The sequence below is a fragment of the Bacillus sp. P14.5 genome (genome assembly GCF_003316765.1).
Classification (GTDB): Bacteria; Bacillota; Bacilli; order Bacillales; family Bacillaceae_B; genus Rossellomorea.
This window is the reverse complement of record NZ_NIJF01000073.1, coordinates 1-19,517: the sequence shown is the minus strand read 5'-3', so window position 1 is coordinate 19,517 and position 19,517 is coordinate 1. Positions and strand designations below refer to the sequence as shown.

Below are 19,517 nucleotides of genomic sequence, written 5' to 3'. Positions count from 1 at the left end.
GCCGCTCTCGAGGGACACTAAGCAACCTAAATCAGCTTCTTAGTGTCTCTCAAACAGGCCACGAGGGACACTAAGCAATCAAAAACTGACTCAGGTATCACTCATACAAATCAACTTTAAAGTGATGGCGCTCAACCCCTGATTTACTATTGGATTTAGCCCAGCAACTTCATTTTTAAAAATCTTCTTTGAAACGAAAATGTATTATCGTTTCAATTCGTGGTAAAATATAGATAAAGGAGGATTTCATATGATTATTGAAGAAGGAAAAACAAGTCCTGCAGCCTTAATAGTAGATAATATTGATTACGATAAAGACCCTGGCTTTATTTTTCTCATGTTAGCTCATGCAACTGAAATCAAACATCGCAAATTTGTTAAAAAAATCATACACTCTGAAGATACTTTTTTTAATAATAAGGTCTCTTCACATGACGAATATCTCGGCACTGCATCATCTCTCATAACAGAATTAAGAGATACTGAAAATCACCCTGTTGAGAACTTGGCCAATATTAAATATTTACTCGATTCATTATTCTTACTTATCACCCAAAAAGGTTCATTGAAGTATGAATACCGACGAGACTATCTTCATCGTTCTGAAAGCATTTGCAAAAACTTAGGTATATCTAAATCCACGTTAAGTCGATATGTAAAACTAGGACTGGAAGTGACTGATGCAACTTCACACTACCGATATCCAGCTCATGTAACTTACTATTGGCATAACGCATTATGGGCTTCTCGAATACAAGCTCTATATCAAGCGTTTAAACTCCGAAATCGCACCACTATTGACATTATCAAAGAACTCCAAGAAGAAAATAAAAAATATGAAACAAACCACGCAGACAAATCTTTCTATGATGTATATGCAAACATTGAAAATCCAGATGAGTTAGAAGAACCCGATGAATACTACGATTGGAAAGACATAATCGAGGAACTTGAGGAATTACAAAATGAAAACAAATCAGAATGACCGTATTCAACATATCCAAAAACTCTTCGAATCACATCCCGATTTGTTCGACTATACCAAGACAGAGATATTTGAAAACAGAGCAAGGGGAAGCAAAAAGGTAACAGCCGTGCTTCCATTAAAGAATCACGATGTTCATGGGGAAACGGTTCTTTTGATCAATGAAAAATTAGAAATGCACATCTAGAAGAATATAGATACGGTTGGGAATTATCGCAAAGAAAAGAAAAGATGGGGGTTTCAACGAGATTTTTGACTGCATTCGATAAGCAGTATAAACCAGATCCCCCATATAACAACATTGAAACCGACCCTTATCATCACCATTATGAAATAGGAAACAAAGTGCCTCGTACTGAGACTTCAGTAGAAACATTAGAGGATGTCATTACTATTTTAAAAGATTACATTAAAAGTGGCCGGCCTTATAACAATAATGATAGATTCATATAAAAAACCCTCAACTTGAAAATTGTTTGTAGGTTCTTCTTCTTCTCTTCCTTGCCTATTTAGAAAGATTCTTAATGAGTCCTCACCTCTTCTAGAACCCAACTACATATATAACGTCTTCTAAAAATTTATTGGAACTAAGTATAAACTGGCCACGAGGGACACACTAAACAACTAAAGCAGCACTTAGTGTCTTTCAAACTGATCTCGAGAACTAAGGAACCTAAATCAGCTTAATAGTGTCCCTCAAACTTATATCCAAAAAGTCACATTGCCTCAGACATTTTAATACGAGGCCTGCCCCCGGTACGTAAATACTCTAAAGTACCGAAGATCAGGCCCCAAGTTTCCAAAGTCCTTAACCCCCCACTCCCCAAACACCTATCCCTTTTCCATCCTCATACACAACATACTCCTCAAACATATTCGCAACTGTACAGGCATGGTTAGGAATAATCTGCACCTTATCATTCAGCTTTAAGGAAGTCTCCCCTAAAAAATCTCCAACCCCATGCTCTTCAGACAACCGTTCAATGGTTATCTCCGGATGCCCGACTACATGGCCAAACCCTTTCACACTCTCGTTTCCATGGGCGCCTTTGTCCAGGCAGAGGGTTTTGCTTCCTGTGTCAAAGACAATCCGGTCTGGATGAACACCCACGACAGAAGCCAATACGGTGAGTGCACAGTTTTCAATGGCTGCAACGCCTAATCCCACTTGTATGGCGTCAAAGAACACCGCATTCCCCGGCCTGATTTCCGTGATTCCCGGCACTTTCCCCGAGATTTTATAGGTCGGTGTGGACCCGACACTTCTTACCGGGATGGGGATCCCTGCTTTCTCGCATTCCTCTGCACTTTCGACGACTGCCTGTCCTTCCTGGAGGCCGATTTTTTCAATCTGGTCAGAGCTTGATGCCCCATAGGAATGTCCTGCATGTGTTAAGATCCCGCCAAGCATCAGATTTGTATTCGCCATAATTTCTTTTGCCAATTTCAAGGCATCCTTGCCCGGTTCCACTCCGCATCTGTTCAAACCGGAATTGATTTTTATCCATACCTCTAATGTAAAAGGTGTATGCTCCAGTTCTTTTTGCAGATAGACCAGCTGTTCCTTGCTGTCTACTATGATTTTTAGCTTCACGCCTCTCTCCATAAGTTTGATACATCTCTTTATCTTTTGCGGACTGGAGATTGGGTGTGCGATTAGGATGTCCCTGATCCCGCCGGCAGCCATTGCTTCTGCTTCGGGGATGGTCGCGGTTGTTATACCGACAGCCCCTGCTTGCAGCTGCAGTTTCGCGATATCGACGGATTTATGGGTCTTGATATGCGGCCGATATGCCAGGTTATTCTCTTTTGCAAAACTGGCAATCTCGTTAATATTTTTCAGCAGTTTTTGGTAATCGAGCAGTAAGGTCGGTGTGTCCAGGTTTGTGATTGACGTCATGAGTCATTCTCCCTCCAGTTGTGTCTCTTTTTCTAATTCAACTGTTGTACTTTAATTCCTTCCTAAATGACAGGGGTAGTTCTACAATTCTCTTGAAATATAAAAAGGCTCTGCCTCCCAATGGAGATAAAGCCTCACACAGCTATTCAGCTGGAATTCTTTCGGCTTTATTTTTGACCCACCCATATAATTGTTTATAATCGGCAATACAAGGAACCTGTCCCTCTGTCCTACAAACCTTCTCAAATATGTAATTATCTGTTTAATATCTCAGGATAGGGTACATAGGACAAAAGGGGGAATTTGAATGAAAAAATTAACCAGGATAGCTGGAATGGCTTCCATAGCTTTTCTGCTGGTAAGCTGTCAAAACTCTGAAAACAATGCAACTGGACAAGATGACGAACCTCTTGATGAAAACTCTCAAGATGCAGCAGTGACAGAGGATGCGGATGAAATGGAAACCGAGGGAACAAATGATGAAGACACCACTGACCAAGAGGACACAAATGAAGGCGATGATTCCTCAAATGATGATGGCGAATCCTCAAATGAAGACGGTGATGATAATTCTGACACCTATGGAGGAGCTCAAATCACCCCGAATTATTTTATTGGCTCACACCCGTACGATACAGGGACCGAGTTTCTTACAGCCTACACCATTACACGTGAAGAAGGGGAAAACCTTTCACCCGAAGAACGGTTAAAGAGGTCGCTTATCGAAAACGATCCTTCTGAACAAGAAATCCTTGGCTCCTTTACTGAGATTGCTGCAGAATGGCCAAAGCTGCAGGTGCATTTTACTGAAGAAGGAAATCAGTTATCCACCACCTCCGCCCAGACGACTTTATTCTATGACTCGTTGGTCGGGATCAGCGATTTCTATGGCATTGAAGAAATTACTTTTACCAATCCCGATGGCGAGGAAGACATCATTGTAGCCCAAAGTCCGATTGATGAGCCTATCATCATCAAAGACGAAAGAGGGCTTTCGCGCGGGTACTATACGATTTACGACAAAGACACAGAGCAGACTCTGTTCCTGCCCGGCGTGGACTTGGATGAGCAGGTTGAGAATGAAAACGGAGAGCCTCTATCCTTCCCGGAGACGGTAGAAGCGATGGGCACAGTGGAAAATGAAGACACATTCTACTCTTCAGCCATTGTAGAAGGATTGGAAGTCGTGAGCGCTTCACTCCAAAACGGCAATGCGACTGTTCAATATACGATGGATGAGGAGACCATTACAGAAGCTGACCGCACAGTGTTTGAAAACGCCATGCAGCTTGCCGCGCTTGACTTTAATGCGTGGGAGATTCGTTTAGTGAACGATACGGCACAGGATATCAGGACGTATCCGTTGGTGGGGCATTAAATATTCATAAAGGCAGTTGGACCTTCTGGTTTACCTGCCTTTAGAAGTACTTTTTTTAACAATTAAGGAAAACTATCGAAATTGTTCACATAGAAAAATCTACGGTGAGTATTGTGATTTAGTAAAAAGGTCTTCACCTTCATTGAGTAACCAACCGAATTAAAATAAGGAAAGTTGAGCCATTTTCACGAGCGCCCGCCCAGCGAATCCGCACAACTTGATCAGAATTCAACACTCTTTCATAGTAGCTAAAGCCAAAAAAAGAAGAATCGTCTAATAATTGAACGATTCTCCCTTTTAACGTTTTGGTTGGACTATTTCAGCGGCCTCCGATTAAGGAAGGTCTTTTTTAGTTGTTTTGCTGTCTAATATCTCTACTTTCACATTCTTAAACTCAGCTCTGCCTCCTATGGAGTATAAAGTTATTCCCTTATCTCCCCTCGGAGGAAATACAAGATTACTATGAGTTACTAATCCATCATCGACAAACATTTCCACGCTCATTTTATCTACTAAAATAGTCAGCTTGGCTCTGTTGTTCTTGGTAGCAAAAGGGGCTTGGCTCTCTTGATAGCGGCCTTCCTTATCAGGGTTATCCGTATAGCTCCGATTGACATATGAGTAATGATTATCAACAGAAATTCCTGCATCAATATGTCGAGTCTGGTCATCTGATTCTCTTAATCTCAGTCCTACGTTTTTGGTGTTTTCCCACTGGATTTCTGCTTCAATACGGTAAGACTCAGCCTTTAAGTCCAATGTCTTGGATTCATCCGCCAAAACAATATTATTAACGGCCTCTTCTGAACTCACCAACTGATCCAGTTCCTTTATTGGAGTGGAGTATAGAGCATAACCTCCCTCTTCTCTCTGTTTCAGTTCTATCCTGCGGACAATGGAATCCATACCGTTGAAGCCATCTTTCTCCATTGACGGTGTATGGTTCGCATAAGACCAGTTATTCATCCATGCGAATGCATACCTATAATCAAGGGAGTTCCCTTCACTCTCAAACGTTACGGCACCGTACCAGTCATGTCCATAATCCAGCCACTGCGGTTCGTGTTCTTCCGCATGAAATTCTTTTCCATCAAACTCTCCAGTCCAATATGCATAATTGGCGGGTTTTCCTTGCTCTTCACCATTTGCACTCACGCCAAGCACCCATTTTACTGTTCCATTAGATGCTCTTATTTGAAATAAATCCGGACATTCGAGCACACCTAATTTATTGGTTTCAAATGATCCTGTGTAGGTCCAGCTTTTTAAATTTTGTGATTCATAGAATCCTATCTTCGTTCCCTCTGCCAACAATAGCACCCATTTATTGTATTCTTCATTCCAAATGACTTTGGGATCGCGAAAGTCTTTTCCCCCTTGATTAGGGAGAACCGGCTCTTGTTTTTCTTGCTGAAAGGTATAACCGCCATCTGTACTGTACCAGAGATATTGTTCCTGCTGCCCGTCTTTAGAAGGCTGTGTCAAAATGGCAACGAAAGCATTTTCACCATAACCAGCAGTATTATCATGATCGATGACCAAAGAGCCTGACCAGGGATCTCCGTTTTCGGTAGTGTATTTAGGTATTGCCACTCCCTCATCTTTCCAATTCACAAGGTCTGTCGATGTAGCATGCCGCCATTCTGTGCCATTTCCTTCTGGATAGTCCCGATTATATAAATAGTAGTAATGGTATTTTTCATTATGATAAACCGGTTTTTGGGGATCATTTTTCCACTTATCAGGAGTGGTGAAATGGTAATCGGGCCGAAAAGAATTTTCCTCCTCAGGGACATTTTCTCTTGATGGGTCTTGATTCCATTTCAATAGGCTGGCTATGAAAGCTGCACCTACGATGAAAATCATGATGATAAAGATGAATTTTTTAAAGAGAGATGATACAGGCATATTATTCCACGCTTCCTTATATACAAAAAGAAAATGCCTCTTCGACATTTTCTTCTTGTTAGTAAACTTTTACTCGTTTTTTTCATCAACTGTTATTTGACCTTGTTCTAATAATCCGCCATCTACTACTGATGATCGTTTATTCTTGATATCCAATAAGAAAGAAGGAGCAAATGTAGACTTCCTATCTTCAAAGAAACCGCGATTTGTCATGTAGCTTGTTACCACAAAGTCATCTGTAGTTTGCTGCGGGATGACATAGTGAGCGTATGTCCATGTGATATCATTCGGATCTAAATCTTGATGTAATACGATTCCCGTTCTATTCATCGGCTTATATGGGCCTGTCAAAGAGTTGGACACATACCCAAGCATATAGATGTCTTCATCATCTATTCCTTTAATCGTCATCTTGGAACCACGAGTACTAGTGAACAAATAGAACTTCCCGTCTTTTTTGAAAATGTTCGGACGTTCAACTTCATCTGTGACAGTATTCGAAACCACCAATGGCTTCATTTCTTTTTTGATCGTGTAGTCGTCATTAATCTCAATGATTCCTATCGCACCATTCGCTAGTTCAGCCACCTCTTTTTTACCGCTTTTGATCAGATGTCTCATTTCATTGATCATAAAACGTTTGCCTTGGCCGTAGTAGGCACGGTTATAAAGTGATTCTTCGCCGGAATATCCATATTCAGTTCCTGTGTTTGCTTCAAATACTAAGTATTTGCGGCCTTTATCTTCAATGTAATGAGGATCGCGCAATGTGTGGTTGTTCATGAAGTTGCGATCTTCAAAAGCTTTATTGACAGTTTCATACGTCTTGCTGTCTCCGCCATCATAAATGGACTTATGATCTTCTACTCCATCGATCTGCAATTCAGCTTGTTCATCCTCAGTTAGATTCACCTGTGCAGTCGTTAATGTTTGTTTACCAAAAATCCCGGTGCTTTCATCAAAGCCCCCACGGTTCGTATAGAATAATCGAATTTCTCCGTCCTCTGTAAAGAGTGCCGATCCGGACCATTCCTCTTGTTGTCCCTTTAGGATTTCATCATTAGCTTTGAATTTATCCTCATCGTCAAAGACTCTTCCAGCATTCTTCCATGCATCAATGGAATCATCTTCTGCATCCTTATAGAACATGTATACAAATGTATCGTTTGGATTGTCAGGGGCTCCTGCAAGGCCAAAGATGATATGGTAACCGTTATATTCTGCAACTGTCCCGTCTGCATTTTGTAAAGGCCATGTATCCCAAACGTCCATCAATATGGTATTGCCATTTTCGTCTACTTTTGTAGCGGACTTGACATTTTTAATCCCGGATTCATCAAAGCTTGGCACCGTAAATCGCTTGTCGCCGTGTTGTTTCGCCATTCTTTTCATGTCCACCCGTGTAATTTGTGAAGTACCATATGTTTCTTTATAAACCTTCACTTTTTCATTGGATACGGGCGGCTGGCCTGATGCTGATGCAAAAGTCCCTCCACTGAATAAGATTGCTGCACTTAGGGTTGCCACAGTTGCCTTGGATGCAAAATGAGATAATTTCATACAAGTTCCTCCTAGTAACGATTTTTTGTAAGAACCTTCTTACAAGGTAAGTATAAATAATCGGGTACTATCGGGATATGTCTGGAATTGACCTTATTATCGTCGTATATTGATATGGAAAGCACTGGATGTCTACTCACCTGCTGACCAAATTTCTTCTAACACTTGGAGCGTTTCTTCTCTGGAAATATTTTCTTTCGTGTATCCTCTTAATGCTTTTCCAGCTTTCTGCTTTGACAAAGGAGGAAAGGACAACCATTTAGAACTTGACACTTCTCCTTCTTCCAATTGCTTTAACGTGGCACCCGTGAGATCCTTCTTGTGCTGTATATCGAAATTCTTAAAGGCGGGAACAAACGAAAACTCTTCTGTAATATATCGTTGGCCCGTTTCAGAAGAGACCATCCAATGGAGGAAGTCTTTTGCTGCTTCTTTCTTTTCTAAGGAAATTTGTTTGTTAATGACCCAATAACCAGGTACTCCAACTGCTAACTTGCTGTCTGTCTGTTTTGTAATCGGCACAGCCATTATTCCTACAGAAAGATGCGGTGCTTTCTGATTTAATAGCGGCTGTATCCAATTTCCTTGGAGGACCATGGCTGCTTTTTCAGTAAAAAACAAATCCAATTCATTGTAATAATCTGTTTTAGAAGGATTGCTATTTCCATGTATCATTGTAAAATCAATAAATGTCAACAAATCATCCAATCGTTTGGTTTGCGTCCCTGGTACTGAATTCTTCGGTTCATCAGGCAAGGTGGATGCCAAGCTTGGCAGGTGGTAACCCAGCTTCCACTCTTCATAATAGCCATTAGCAAACGGGGTAATTCCTGCTCTTTCTAATTTCTTCACAGCCTCCTCTAATTCTTCAATGGATGCTGGAGGTGAGAGTATTCCAGCTTTTGTGAACAGCTCTTCATTATAAACAATCCCGAAACCTTCCAAATTTATAGGCATTCCTAATATCTTTTCATTAATGGTAATGGGTTCAAGGGTGTTCTTCCTGGCATTTTCCACCCATGGCTCGCCAGACAAATCCTCTAGGTGCGATGACCATTTCTCCGCTTCCCCATAACCGACATTTGTAAAAATATCCGGTCCATTTCCTGCAGCTATCTTAGCCTTGATATCACTGAAATCGTCCGGCCTGCCGCCAACTGTTTCTACTGTTATGGAAATAGCCGGATGTTCCCTTTCATATTCTTCTACCATTGCCTCAAAGGGCTCAGCTATTTCTACCTTTGAATTTCGGATTGCCAGTTCAACCTGATGACTTTCTGCTGCCAGGTCTCTCTGATTATTCTCAGACATACATCCACTTATCATCATTGTAAGAAATAATACTACCGGAAAAGACAAGTTATTCATGAATTCACCTCAAATGAATCTGCTAGTGAGTTATTTTATCGTGTTGTCTGTAAGGCAATTGTCTGCTGCGGTAGTCGAAAGGTGTCATGCCCACGATTTTTTTAAATAATTTCGAGAAGTACTTCTCATCTTGATATCCTAACTGCATAGAGATGGAAATGATGGATTCATCTGTTTCTGTCAATCGCTTCTTAGCTTGGAGGATGCGAAGGTCTGTTACAAACTTAGAAAGCGGCTTCCCCGTCTCTTTCTTAAAAGTTCTGGAGATATGCTCCCTGGACAGAAAAAATAATCTTGAAAGTTTTTCTAAGCTCAAATCATCCATATAATAAGACTCGACGTAAGAAATGATTTCTTGTATCCGTTTCTTTGCCGCTATCTCATCTATACTTTTAATTGCTGCATAATGATTCTCATCGAGTTTCGTTCGAAGGTTCTGAAAAACCTTGGGCAAGCCAGCGATATACGGAAGAGGTTCCTGTATGATCCGTATGGGAGCCTCCACATTACTGCGAAGCCATTCTTCAACGTTTAACCATTCTCCCTTTATTGAAATGACAATGCCAATATTGTCTTCCTGAACAAATGAAAAAGCAGTACCAAGTTGTTTGGATTCCATCTCCCCGGAAAGTGAATGGATAACTTCCTTCGAATGGTTCATTTGATAGAAGGATAATAATGTTACTTCATATTCCTCTTCCTCTTTGATTACAAAGCGCATAGCGGCCATATCCTCTGACTTTCCCAGACAACAGGAAGTGAACAGTTGATCTGCTTGGAACTTCTTCATTTTCTTAAGAAGATTTTCTTTTTCCAACGCTTCCTTCTTTTCTTGTTTCAACTGTTCAACTGCCCTAGTAAGCGTGTGATGAAAAGAGTCAGGTTCTATCGGCTTTAGAATATAGTCAAAAGTGTCTAATTGAATCGCCTTTCTCATAAACTCGAAATCATCATATCCTGAAACCAAAATGACCTTTCCTTGATAACCTCTTTTCCTTAATTCCTCTACAAGAACGACTCCATTCATTTTAGGCATCTTAATATCAGTAAGAAGGAGGGCAGGACTTTCCTTCTTTACGACCTCTAAAGCTTCTATTCCATTCCTGGCTTCCAAAAGTTCCTCAACGCCTAACTCACTCCAATTAACGAGATGCCGCATTACCATCAACACATTTTTTTCATCGTCCACCAATAATGCCTTCACGGAATCAGCCCCTTTCTGACAGAGTTTCTTTTCTAGTTAGCGGAAGAGTGATTTGAATATAGAACCCTTTTCCATTGCTGCTTCCAAATTTCATTGATGCCTCTTTTCCATAGTGGAGAATGAGTCGATCATATATATTCTTCAATCCTACCCCGCTTTTGTAAGGGCCATCCGCCTTAGATTTACCGTAGATATACCCGGTCATCGCCTGCAGTTTTTTCTCCTCCACAGGTGCGCCATCATTGCTCACATGGAATTCAACAAATTCCTCTTTACGTCTGCCGATTATTCGCAGCGTGGCGGCATCGTACCCTGCTTCAAAACTATGCTTAAAATAGTTTTCGACAAGCGGCTGAATGATCATGCTGGGTATCATTAAATCCATAATTCCCTCCTCCACTTCTATTTCTACTTTTACGTCATCACCAAATCTCTCTTTTTGGAGGTGAAGATAGGATTGGATATAGGCATATTCCTCTCTTACTTTCACAAAGTGGTCAGCATTAAGGGAATATCTCATTAATCCCGATAAGGAAATGATCAACTTATACACCTTTAGATTATTTGACCTAAGGGCCACTGCTCCGATGGTCTGCAAAGCATTGAATAGGAAGTGGGGATTCACCTGCGATTTCAACAATCTATATTCACTTTTTTTAAGTTCCAATTCCAATTTGTATTCTCGGTTGATATGTGTTTGAATGCGTTGCAGCATTTGTTGCATTTGAGTGGAAAGATACCAAATCTCATCATTATATTTTGAGTCAACCGATATTTCTCCCCCTCCACTTTTAATCTTCTGGACTTGTTTGCTTAACTCACTTAGAGGCTTTGTAATGATCCTGGAGATGATCAAAATCATCAAGACCCCCATCAAAACAACACCTAGCCCTAGTAAAACATTTATATATACAGCTTGATTTGCTTCCTGAACTAACGCCTCTTTGGAAACTATTTTTACTAGTTTCCAATCTAACAAGGGGGCGGCAAGATCTTTTTCCAGCACAGCTTTATCCAGAGAAAAGTTCCTTACCTTTTGCACTTGGCCAATTTCATCTGCTTTATTTGAATAAATGATTTCATCCTTATCATTTATCAGATAAACTTGATCACTTGGATGGCTGATTAAATGTTGAATATAAGGAAGAAAGGAGGATAATTCAAGGTCAATCGTCAAGAACCCCAGGAATTTTCCATTTAACACATTGATCACTTTGTGGTGCAGGGGAACCACCATTGTGTGATCCGAACCTGGAATAATAGCAGTATTATCGTAATTTTCCAATGCTCTTGGACTTTCTAACACATAATTATCATTCGATTCGTAAAGCTCTTTAAAAGGCGGTTGCTGATGAAGGTCTGTTTGTTCTTTTGGTGCACTTATACTTGCATTGTATAGCGTCAAAGAGGTTTGACCTTGGTGAAAGTAGAATCGGATTTGCCTAAGTTCCGGCTGGGTGACAGAGAAAGTTTCCATCGTTTTTTCAAAAGCGGTTAACTGCTCATCTATGTTTTGAGTGAAGCCCTTTTCGTACACTTGCAAAATGTTAGGTGAATTATACAATGCATAAGGTAATTCAATGATTCGGTTAAAGTGCTTCGTTAGATCTTCTGCACTTTTGGCTAAAGTATCCCTGCCCTCTTCTAACTCCTGCTGTTCTATACTCGATAATGAATTATGATAGATAATGAGAACAATAATAAAGTAAGGCAAAATAATTAGAAGAAGCAGCATGAGAAATAATCGGCTTCTTAAGCTTTGCAAAGCGGATCTCCTTTTAGTTGAATTGTGACCTTGATCAATAGCACTTATAGACTATTACAGCCCATCGAGACCGTCAATCATGCAGAAGTATTGTTCAACTCTGGCAGGTTGCGCTTACATTAGTATAATAGGAGAAAGTGTATAGGTCTTTGTGTCCGTTGGAAGAAAGATACTATTTTCTGTCGAGGAACGGAGGGACAGGTTCCTTGTCCCACTGAAGTAATTTTCCCGAATAATTTGGGCTGACTAAGAAGGTTAAAGCATATAAAACCTTGCTTCCTTTATATCCATTGGTAAGGAAAATAAAAAATTACGCAGCTTTTTCAGCTGCGCATTCCTGGAGTCCAGCTCCTGTTCATACTATGAAGCTTTTCGATGGGTTTTTGGTTCTCCCTATCTCAGCCTGCAATTCAGCTGCTCCTATATTCACAAAGAAAAATCAACCTTAATATCCTCTTTGCTTCTTTTCGTATGCGTTAGAAGATACTCATACAGTTCTTCGTTGTCGTGATTTTCCACCATGTTCCTGTACTTTTCCAGCTGCCTCTCATACCCTTTGAAATACTCACTTTGATAGGAAGGATTATTGTACATCATGATATATTCCTGGTAATCCTTTGACGCTATTTTCGCCTCAATTTGAATTAAAATATCGTTCCAGTCTTTCAGGCGCTTGGAATGGAGGGGCTTTTTCACACCTGCCTCCTTCTGTTCTTCCTCTTTGATTTGCGCAATAAAACCTTCAACTTCTAATTTACCTTTAAAAAGTTCAAATCTATTCATGTTATGAAGATCAGGCAATATGCTCGTTTTGTACTGGTGAAAGCGGATTTTACGGGGATGGTTTTTCTCCAGATACTGTTCAGACTCTTTTCTGTTTTTCCGAAAATCCTTTGCGATTTTGCCGGCGCTGCCCACGAAGGCTGCTCCCTGTGATATCTCTTTCCAGTTTTCTTTTACAAACTTTCCAACTGTCGGGCCGTGGGTTTTAGCTAGTTTTATAATTGGTTTGATTGGTAGTTTTGCCACTGTCGTCACCCCTTTGATTTCTAGCTTCTATTATTACTATTATAGTTTGGGAGAATTAGGGAGACAAGGAAGGAGCATAAACTACAACTCATTCAGGTGATAGGGCCCAGGGCTTGAACTAATTAGTGGGGAGGATTAAGAAGTCTTATTTTTCGCTGAGTAGCCTACCACCTACAAAATAAGGGGAGATTTTCCCGTTAAATGCAAAGTTGGACTCTATTTCTGGGTAGATAAGGGGAAATTTTCCCCTTAAGCGCTGAAAAACAGGCTATTTTCCCGGTTTTTAAGCAAATAGCGGGAATTTCTCCCTCTATTTAGGCTGATTTTGGGCACTATTCCGTAAATAAGGGGAATTTTCCCCTTTATTCCAAACTTCCTTTTCAACTTCTATATTTATATAAAAAAGCTGAGAGATCATTGCATCCCTCAGCCTTCCTGACTATGAATTGTACTGTGAGGTTTGATCCCGCCAGCGATTTTCCGTCTTGCACCTCACAAGCACACCTGTTACAACAGACATTTTACTTATTACCCCTCAACCACATTCCCCTCAAAAGCGGATCTGTAGATTTTTCGGATGTCTTCCTCTCCTAATGGCAGCGGGCTTCTGGCAAGCAGCCTCTTTTGCTTCACTCCATCCTGAGTCAGGCTTTCCAAAGCGGATTCGGGTATATCGAATTCTGATAGAGTCTGAGGAATGCCGACATCTTTGACGAGCCGGACGAGTTCCTCGACACACTTATAGGAAGCTTCATCATCAGATAAGTAGAGAGAGTTTCCTCCCAGGGCATTCAGTATGTCGGCCATACGCGTGGTGCAGCTTTTTCGGATGTAGCCCATGACGTAGGGCAGCAGGACGGCATTGGATTCACCGTGGGAGATATGGAATTGTCCCCCGAGCGGATAGGCCAATGCGTGCACTCCCGCTACTCCGGCATTGAAGAAAGCCAGGCCGGCGATGTAGCTGCCGTGGCTCATATCAATACGGGCTTGTTTATTTTCTCCGTCCTTGACGGCTGTTCTGATTGAGCGGGCAATCAGTCTTATCGCCTGCAGAGCAAGTCCATCCGATGTCGGGCTGGCATTAACGGACACGTATGCCTCGACTGCATGTGTCAGGGCGTCGATCCCTGTTGCGGCCGTTACTTTCGGCGGGACCGAGACGGTTAATTCCGGGTCGACAATTGCGACATCCGCCAGCAGATAATCGTGTGTGACGACATCCTTGGTTGACTCCAATGAAAGGACAGAGATGTTGGTCACCTCTGAACCAGTCCCGGAGGTCGTCGGGATCAAAATTTTAGGCAGGCCTTTGTGTTCTACCTGTTTGGTTCCTGATAGATTCAAATAATCTGCAGCCGGGCCTTCATGGGCAGCCATTACAGCTGCAAGCTTGGCGAGGTCCATTGCGCTTCCCCCTCCGACGCCGATCACCAGTTCAAACTTTCCTTCGCGGGTAAAGGATACCAGCTTTTCTCCTGTTTCCAAAGGAGGCTCCGGTACTACCTCTGTGTACAGAGTCACATCGAATCCGTTCTCCTCCAGAGGGGCTGTCACGCGTTTGGCCAGGCCGATGTCAGCCAGCAAAGGATCGGTCACCACGAGGATTTTTTCCGGAGCATACTTTTGCACTTCAGGCACAAGCTGCTCTAATGAACCCCATCCGGTATAACTTAAAGGAGCGAATACCAGTTTTGAAAAACTCATCCTTGTTCCTCCTTTTATTCGTAATAGCCTTCGGTGGATTTGCGGAAGTTCTTGAATTGCTCTGAATCATGTCCGAACCATACGTCTGAATTGGTTTCTCTGGCGATTCTGCGGATTTTTTCAACAGCGCTTGAGTAGCCCACTGAATCATAGAGAATTCCTGGCGGCTTGATTGGCGGCCCGAAGCTTTCGGCTGTGTAGACGGCATCAGAGGCAAGGATGATTCCGCCTGTTTCCGGCATATCGATATGGAGGCCGAGCATTCCCCAGGCATGGCCGCTGCCGAAATTCAACAGCTTGATTCCTTCTGCCAACTGCAGGTTATCCTCTGTCCGTTTGACGGTCTGCCACTGCAGGTTATTTTTAATCCAGGCGTCAATATCACCCCAGACATAGGCTCCTTCTTTTTGGTTGCGCGCATAGGTTTGGAGAGTTCCATTCAATTCGTCTTCATGGACAATGATTTTGGCATTGGTGAACATCTCGAGGCAGCCGGCGTGATCCAGGTGAAGATGGGAAGCGACGACATATTTGATGTCTTCCGGACGGACATTCAACTGCTCCAGGCGGTTATGAAGATAGCATTCTTCGCTCATGGAAATCGGGAACATCTGCTGAGTCGCTTCTCCCCAGCGTCCTTCTGCTCCCATGGAGTTTGGATTACAGGCTGTATCAAAGAGGATTTTTCCTTCTGGGTGGTCGATCAGTACGGTGTACACCGGGAACTCAACAAACTCTGTCTGTGCATTTGGGTTATTGATCGTTGCGGGATTATGCATGGCGATCATCCAGTTCTTGTCCATTTTCATTCTTCCATTATCCATTACATACAGCTTTGGTTTTGGTGTAATAATGTTCATTCTTCTTCCTCCTTAAAATGTGGTTTTGATCGTGACAAATTTTAATTCTGTCATTTCCTCAACAGCATACTTGATTCCTTCACGGCCGTAGCCGCTCTCTTTTACTCCTCCATATGGCATGTGATCCAATCTGAAGGTAGGGATATCATTGATGATGACACCGCCAGCCTGCAGTTCTTTGGCTGCTTTCATCGCATTGTTGATATTCTGTGTATAAATAGCCACATTGAGGCCATACACAGAATCATTGACCATGTGAATCGCATCGTCCAAGTTCTCATAAGGAACGATTGATATGACGGGAGCAAAGGTTTCCTGACATGAAATAGACATACCATTGGTTACATCCAGCATGACGGTAGGAGTAAAAACAGAGCCTTCCCGGGTCCCGCCCAGTCCGACTGACGCTCCCTGGTCTACTGCATCCCCTATCCATGACTCAATCCGTTCCGCTTCTTCCCTGCTGATCATGGCGCTGATATCCGTCGTTTCATCCAAGGGATCTCCGGCTTTCAACCCCTTCGCTTTTTCAATGAACTGTTCACTGAATTCCTGGTAAATGGATTGATGGACATAAATTCTTTGAAGAGAGATGCAGACCTGTCCCGCGAATCCGAAGGCACCATCGACACATCTTTGAACAATTTTATCCACAGGCACATCGGGCTCAACGATCAACCCCGAGTTTGAACCAAGCTCCAGGGTGACTTTGCGGAGTCCCGCTTTCTTCTTAATTATTTTCCCTACCGCGGCACTGCCGGTAAAAGTCACCTTCTTGACTCTCTCATCTGTAATCAAAGCATCGCTCAGTTCTTTGCCGCTTCCGGTCACGACAGATAACGCCCCTTCCGGAAGACCCGCCTCTTTAAAAATTTCCGCGATATAAAAGGCGCTGAGCGGTGTCTGTTCAGCAGGCTTCAATACGACGGTGTTTCCGGCTGCGAATGCAGGGCCGAGCTTGTGTGCCACCAGATTGAAAGGAAAGTTGAATGGGCTGATCGCCGTCACCACTCCCAACGGCTCTCTCCATGTGAAGCCTAACCGATTTTCCCCTCCTGGTGCTGCATCCATTGGAATCGTTTCTCCATAGATCCTTTTCGCTTCTTCTGCAGCAAGCTGGTAGGTGACAACCGTCCTGTCGATTTCTCCGCGGGCTGTCCTGATCGGCTTGCCTGCTTCTTTCGCAATAACCTGTGCCATCTCCTCTTTGCGGCTGCGCAGGATATCCGACACCTTGGATAGGATTTCCGCTCGTTTATAGGCAGGCATCTTACTCATGATTTCAAAGGCTGAATGTGCTCCTTCTATCGCCTGCTCAACATCCTGTTCGTCCGCCATGCTGATATTCGCCAGTAGTTCCCCATCAAATGGAGAGCGAAGAGGGTATGTTCTCTTTTTTCTACCGTTTTTCCGTTAATCAATAACCCTCTGGTCTTCATAGATTCCTAACCTCCTTCACTTACTTACATGCAAGAGTCGTGCCAACTGTTAAAATAGTGTGATAACAAGGTTTATAAATTGTGGTTTTCTTCAGGTGGTGATAAAATTCACCAAAAGGCTGCTTTACACTTTAATGTAAACGCTTTCTGATGTGGTGATATTATTCACCAGGCGGTGACAAAATTCAACAGGTATGGGTGGGATGATTTTGCAGGACGTAATGATGGATAAAGAGATTTTAAAAAGCACTTTTTCCTCGATGACCAATGGTGTGATTGTGGTGGACCGGGATCGAAGAATACTATTTATGAATCTCTCTGCAAGCAATCTATTATGTAACGGAAATGAAGACTATACAGGACAGGATATCAAAGAATTCATCCCCAACTCTGAACTTTACAAGGTATTGGAAACCGAGCAGAGTTCCATCGGCGTGAAAATGGAGATTGCCGGTGCCCAGTATATGGTGAACCGGACACCGCTGTACCAGGACGGCAGATTGATAGGCGCGGTGGGTGTTCTTCAGGAAATCTCGCAAATGGAACATTACCGGCTTTTGCTGAAGCAGATGGAACAGGTAATCGAATCCTCAGCTGACGGCATCTATGTTGTAGATAAGCACGGGCTTACTTTATTCGTCAATTCCGCCTATGAGGAAATAACGGGATTTAACCGAGATGACCTGATTGGCAATCACATGGCCGACCTGATGAAAGAAGGATATTTTGACCAATCCGTTTCCCTGTTAGTTTTGGAAGAAAAAAAGCCGTTGTCCATCCTGCAAAAAATCGAGAACAAAAAAGATGTCATCGTCACAGGAAATCCGGTGCTGGATGACTCCGGCAACATCGAAATGATCGTTACGAGCGTCCGGGATATCACACAGTTAACGCAAATGAGCAAAGAACTGAGAAAAGCCAAAAGCTTTTCAGAGATGAATCATAATCGATTCACCTACTCCGTCGACGGCACCGGCGAAAAGGTCATCTTCCAAAGCAGCCAAATGACTGATATCATTCATAAAATCAAACAAGTCGCCCCTTTCCCCACCAGCCTCCTTCTGCTCGGCCCTACCGGTGCAGGAAAAGAGGTTCTGGCTAATTTAGTACATGATTACAGTGACAGAAAAGATAAGCCCTTCATAAAAGTGAACTGCGGGGCCATCCCAGAGCACCTGCTGGAATCCGAGCTATTCGGTTATGAAAAGGGAGCTTTCACAGGCGCGAATTCAGACGGAAAAATCGGGTTACTGGAACTGGCTGACAAAGGCACCGTTCTCCTGGACGAAATCGGAGAACTCCCCTTGCCCCTGCAAGTCAAGCTCCTTCGCGTCATACAAGAAAAACAGATTCAGAGAATCGGAAGCAGCAAAGTGAAACAGCTCGATATCCGGATCATTTCCGCGACAAACAGGGATTTAAAAGAGTTAGTGAGCCAAGGCCGCTTCCGGGAGGATCTGTACTACCGATTGCAGGTCGTGGAGATTCACATCCCTCCCTTGGTTGAAAGACCGGATGATATCGAGGTATTGATGGACCACTTCTTCACTTATTTTTGCAAATCCTATAACATCCAGAAAGAAATGGCTCCTGAAACAAGAGAGATGCTGAAGCGCTACAGCTGGCCGGGAAATGTTCGCGAACTCAAAAACCTGGTGGAAAGCATGATTGTCTCGGTGCCATCCCTGACCATCGAAGGGGCGGACCTGCCCCCTCACATCCATAGAACAGCAAAAAACGCAGGTGAGAGCTTGGAAAACAACACCAACCTGAAGCAAAGAGTCGAACAATACGAACAAAACCTGATCAAAGAGGCCCTCAAGAAGGAGACTTCCATAAGAAAAACCGCGAAAACCTTGGGAATTGATCATTCTACTTTGGTGAAAAAGCTGAAGAAGTGGGGGATGGATTCTTCTTGGTGACCGCCGCCAAGAAAATCCCAGTCCAGCAATCCGGACTCCCCTGGAAACTAATATGGCTTCGGCGGTTGATAAGACTGGGTTTCTGCTAAGTTAATCAAACGTTTGATTAAGGGGTTTTTAGTTACAATTCGGTGCCAAGCGGCCTTCAGACGGGCCACGTGGAACACACCTGACTACGAAAATCCGGCGGCTGGTGTCTCTCACGCTGCCACGAGGGACACCTAACTACGAAAAACTACCTCTTGGTGGCACTCACGCGGGTCACGAGAGGCACCTAACATCAAAAAACGGCATTCTGGTGGCACTCGAACCGATCACGAAGGACACCTAACATCGAAAAACTACCTCCTGGTGGCACTCGAGCAAGTCACGAAGGACACCTGACATCAAAAAACTACCTCCTGGTGGCACTCGAGCGAATCACGAAGGACACCTAACATCGAAAAACTACCTCCTGGTGGCACTCGAGCAAGTCACGAAGGACACCTGACA

The 19,517-nt window shown here is 42.9% G+C and carries 14 protein-coding genes and 1 pseudogene; 5 read left to right on the top strand and 10 right to left on the bottom strand.

Annotation, left to right across the window (positions count from 1 at the left end; translation table 11 throughout):
* The first annotated feature begins 250 nt into the window (after positions 1–250).
* The 3 genes from B9Z54_RS12710 to B9Z54_RS12700 all read left to right on the top strand — a co-directional run bounded on the left by B9Z54_RS12710 (position 251) and on the right by B9Z54_RS12700 (position 1,438).
* Complete coding sequence (locus tag B9Z54_RS12710) at positions 251–985, top strand: hypothetical protein (protein ID WP_113928753.1); 735 nt, start codon at positions 251–253, stop codon at positions 983–985.
* On the top strand, positions 966–1,172 hold the full coding sequence (locus B9Z54_RS12705) for a hypothetical protein (protein ID WP_113928752.1): 207 nt from the start codon (positions 966–968) through the stop codon (positions 1,170–1,172). Before B9Z54_RS12710 ends, B9Z54_RS12705 begins: the two co-directional genes overlap by 20 nt.
* A 65-nt stretch (positions 1,173–1,237) precedes the next feature.
* Positions 1,238–1,438, top strand: coding sequence for a hypothetical protein (locus tag B9Z54_RS12700; protein WP_162785198.1), 201 nt, complete (start codon positions 1,238–1,240; stop codon positions 1,436–1,438).
* A 355-nt stretch (positions 1,439–1,793) separates the two neighbouring features.
* Here B9Z54_RS12700 and B9Z54_RS12695 read toward each other — a convergent pair whose 3' ends face one another.
* A complete protein-coding gene (locus B9Z54_RS12695) occupies positions 1,794–2,885 on the bottom strand; it encodes a D-TA family PLP-dependent enzyme (RefSeq protein WP_113928750.1) in 1,092 nt (363 codons plus the stop codon).
* A 307-nt stretch (positions 2,886–3,192) separates the two neighbouring features.
* Here B9Z54_RS12695 and B9Z54_RS12690 point away from each other — a divergent pair, with 307 nt between their 5' ends.
* The gene (locus B9Z54_RS12690) at positions 3,193–4,263 is read left to right on the top strand and encodes a hypothetical protein (RefSeq protein ID WP_113928749.1); all 1,071 of its coding nucleotides are present in this window, start codon (positions 3,193–3,195) and stop codon (positions 4,261–4,263) included.
* A 333-nt stretch (positions 4,264–4,596) separates the two neighbouring features.
* Here B9Z54_RS12690 and B9Z54_RS12685 read toward each other — a convergent pair whose 3' ends face one another.
* The 9 genes and pseudogenes from B9Z54_RS12685 to B9Z54_RS12645 all read right to left on the bottom strand — a co-directional run bounded on the left by B9Z54_RS12685 (position 4,597) and on the right by B9Z54_RS12645 (position 17,103).
* On the bottom strand, positions 4,597–6,171 hold the full coding sequence (locus B9Z54_RS12685) for a glycoside hydrolase family 32 protein (RefSeq protein ID WP_113928748.1): 1,575 nt from the start codon (positions 6,169–6,171) through the stop codon (positions 4,597–4,599).
* Positions 6,172–6,240: 69 nt separating this feature from the next.
* A complete protein-coding gene (locus tag B9Z54_RS12680; protein ID WP_113928747.1) occupies positions 6,241–7,731 on the bottom strand; it encodes a glycoside hydrolase family 68 protein in 1,491 nt (496 codons plus the stop codon).
* Between the two features lie 132 nt (positions 7,732–7,863).
* Entirely contained in the window at positions 7,864–9,042 is a 1,179-nt protein-coding gene (locus tag B9Z54_RS12675; RefSeq protein WP_162785197.1) for an ABC transporter substrate-binding protein, read from the bottom strand.
* 79 nt (positions 9,043–9,121) lie between these two features.
* On the bottom strand, positions 9,122–10,303 hold the full coding sequence (locus B9Z54_RS12670; protein WP_113928745.1) for a response regulator transcription factor: 1,182 nt from the start codon (positions 10,301–10,303) through the stop codon (positions 9,122–9,124).
* Positions 10,304–10,307: 4 nt separating this feature from the next.
* A complete protein-coding gene (locus tag B9Z54_RS12665) occupies positions 10,308–12,068 on the bottom strand; it encodes a cache domain-containing sensor histidine kinase (RefSeq protein ID WP_113928744.1) in 1,761 nt (586 codons plus the stop codon).
* Positions 12,069–12,494: 426 nt separating this feature from the next.
* Positions 12,495–13,097: a hypothetical protein gene (locus tag B9Z54_RS12660; RefSeq protein WP_113928743.1), complete on the bottom strand. Its 603-nt coding sequence runs from the start codon at positions 13,095–13,097 to the stop codon at positions 12,495–12,497.
* A 528-nt stretch (positions 13,098–13,625) separates the two neighbouring features.
* Positions 13,626–14,804, bottom strand: a complete 1,179-nt coding sequence (locus tag B9Z54_RS12655) for an iron-containing alcohol dehydrogenase (RefSeq protein WP_113928742.1) — start codon at positions 14,802–14,804, stop codon at positions 13,626–13,628.
* Positions 14,805–14,818: 14 nt separating this feature from the next.
* Positions 14,819–15,664: an AhlS family quorum-quenching N-acyl homoserine lactonase gene (ahlS, locus tag B9Z54_RS12650; RefSeq protein WP_113928741.1), complete on the bottom strand. Its 846-nt coding sequence runs from the start codon at positions 15,662–15,664 to the stop codon at positions 14,819–14,821.
* Between the two features lie 12 nt (positions 15,665–15,676).
* Positions 15,677–17,103: pseudogene (locus B9Z54_RS12645) on the bottom strand (aldehyde dehydrogenase family protein).
* A 209-nt stretch (positions 17,104–17,312) separates the two neighbouring features.
* Between B9Z54_RS12645 and B9Z54_RS12640 the strand changes: the two are divergent.
* Entirely contained in the window at positions 17,313–19,025 is a 1,713-nt protein-coding gene (locus tag B9Z54_RS12640; RefSeq protein WP_113928740.1) for a sigma 54-interacting transcriptional regulator, read from the top strand.
* The last annotated feature ends 492 nt before the right edge of the window (positions 19,026–19,517 follow it).

Coding starts and splice junctions, on each gene's coding strand:
- B9Z54_RS12685 (WP_113928748.1), bottom strand. CDS start 6,171: ATGCCTGTATCATCTCTCTTTAAAAAATTCATCTTTATCATCATGATT.
- B9Z54_RS12680 (WP_113928747.1), bottom strand. CDS start 7,731: ATGAAATTATCTCATTTTGCATCCAAGGCAACTGTGGCAACCCTAAGT.
- B9Z54_RS12710 (WP_113928753.1), top strand. CDS start 251: ATGATTATTGAAGAAGGAAAAACAAGTCCTGCAGCCTTAATAGTAGAT.
- B9Z54_RS12695 (WP_113928750.1), bottom strand. CDS start 2,885: ATGACGTCAATCACAAACCTGGACACACCGACCTTACTGCTCGATTAC.
- ahlS (WP_113928741.1), bottom strand. CDS start 15,664: ATGAACATTATTACACCAAAACCAAAGCTGTATGTAATGGATAATGGA.
- B9Z54_RS12705 (WP_113928752.1), top strand. CDS start 966: ATGAAAACAAATCAGAATGACCGTATTCAACATATCCAAAAACTCTTC.
- B9Z54_RS12690 (WP_113928749.1), top strand. CDS start 3,193: ATGAAAAAATTAACCAGGATAGCTGGAATGGCTTCCATAGCTTTTCTG.
- B9Z54_RS12655 (WP_113928742.1), bottom strand. CDS start 14,804: ATGAGTTTTTCAAAACTGGTATTCGCTCCTTTAAGTTATACCGGATGG.
- B9Z54_RS12675 (WP_162785197.1), bottom strand. CDS start 9,042: ATGTCTGAGAATAATCAGAGAGACCTGGCAGCAGAAAGTCATCAGGTT.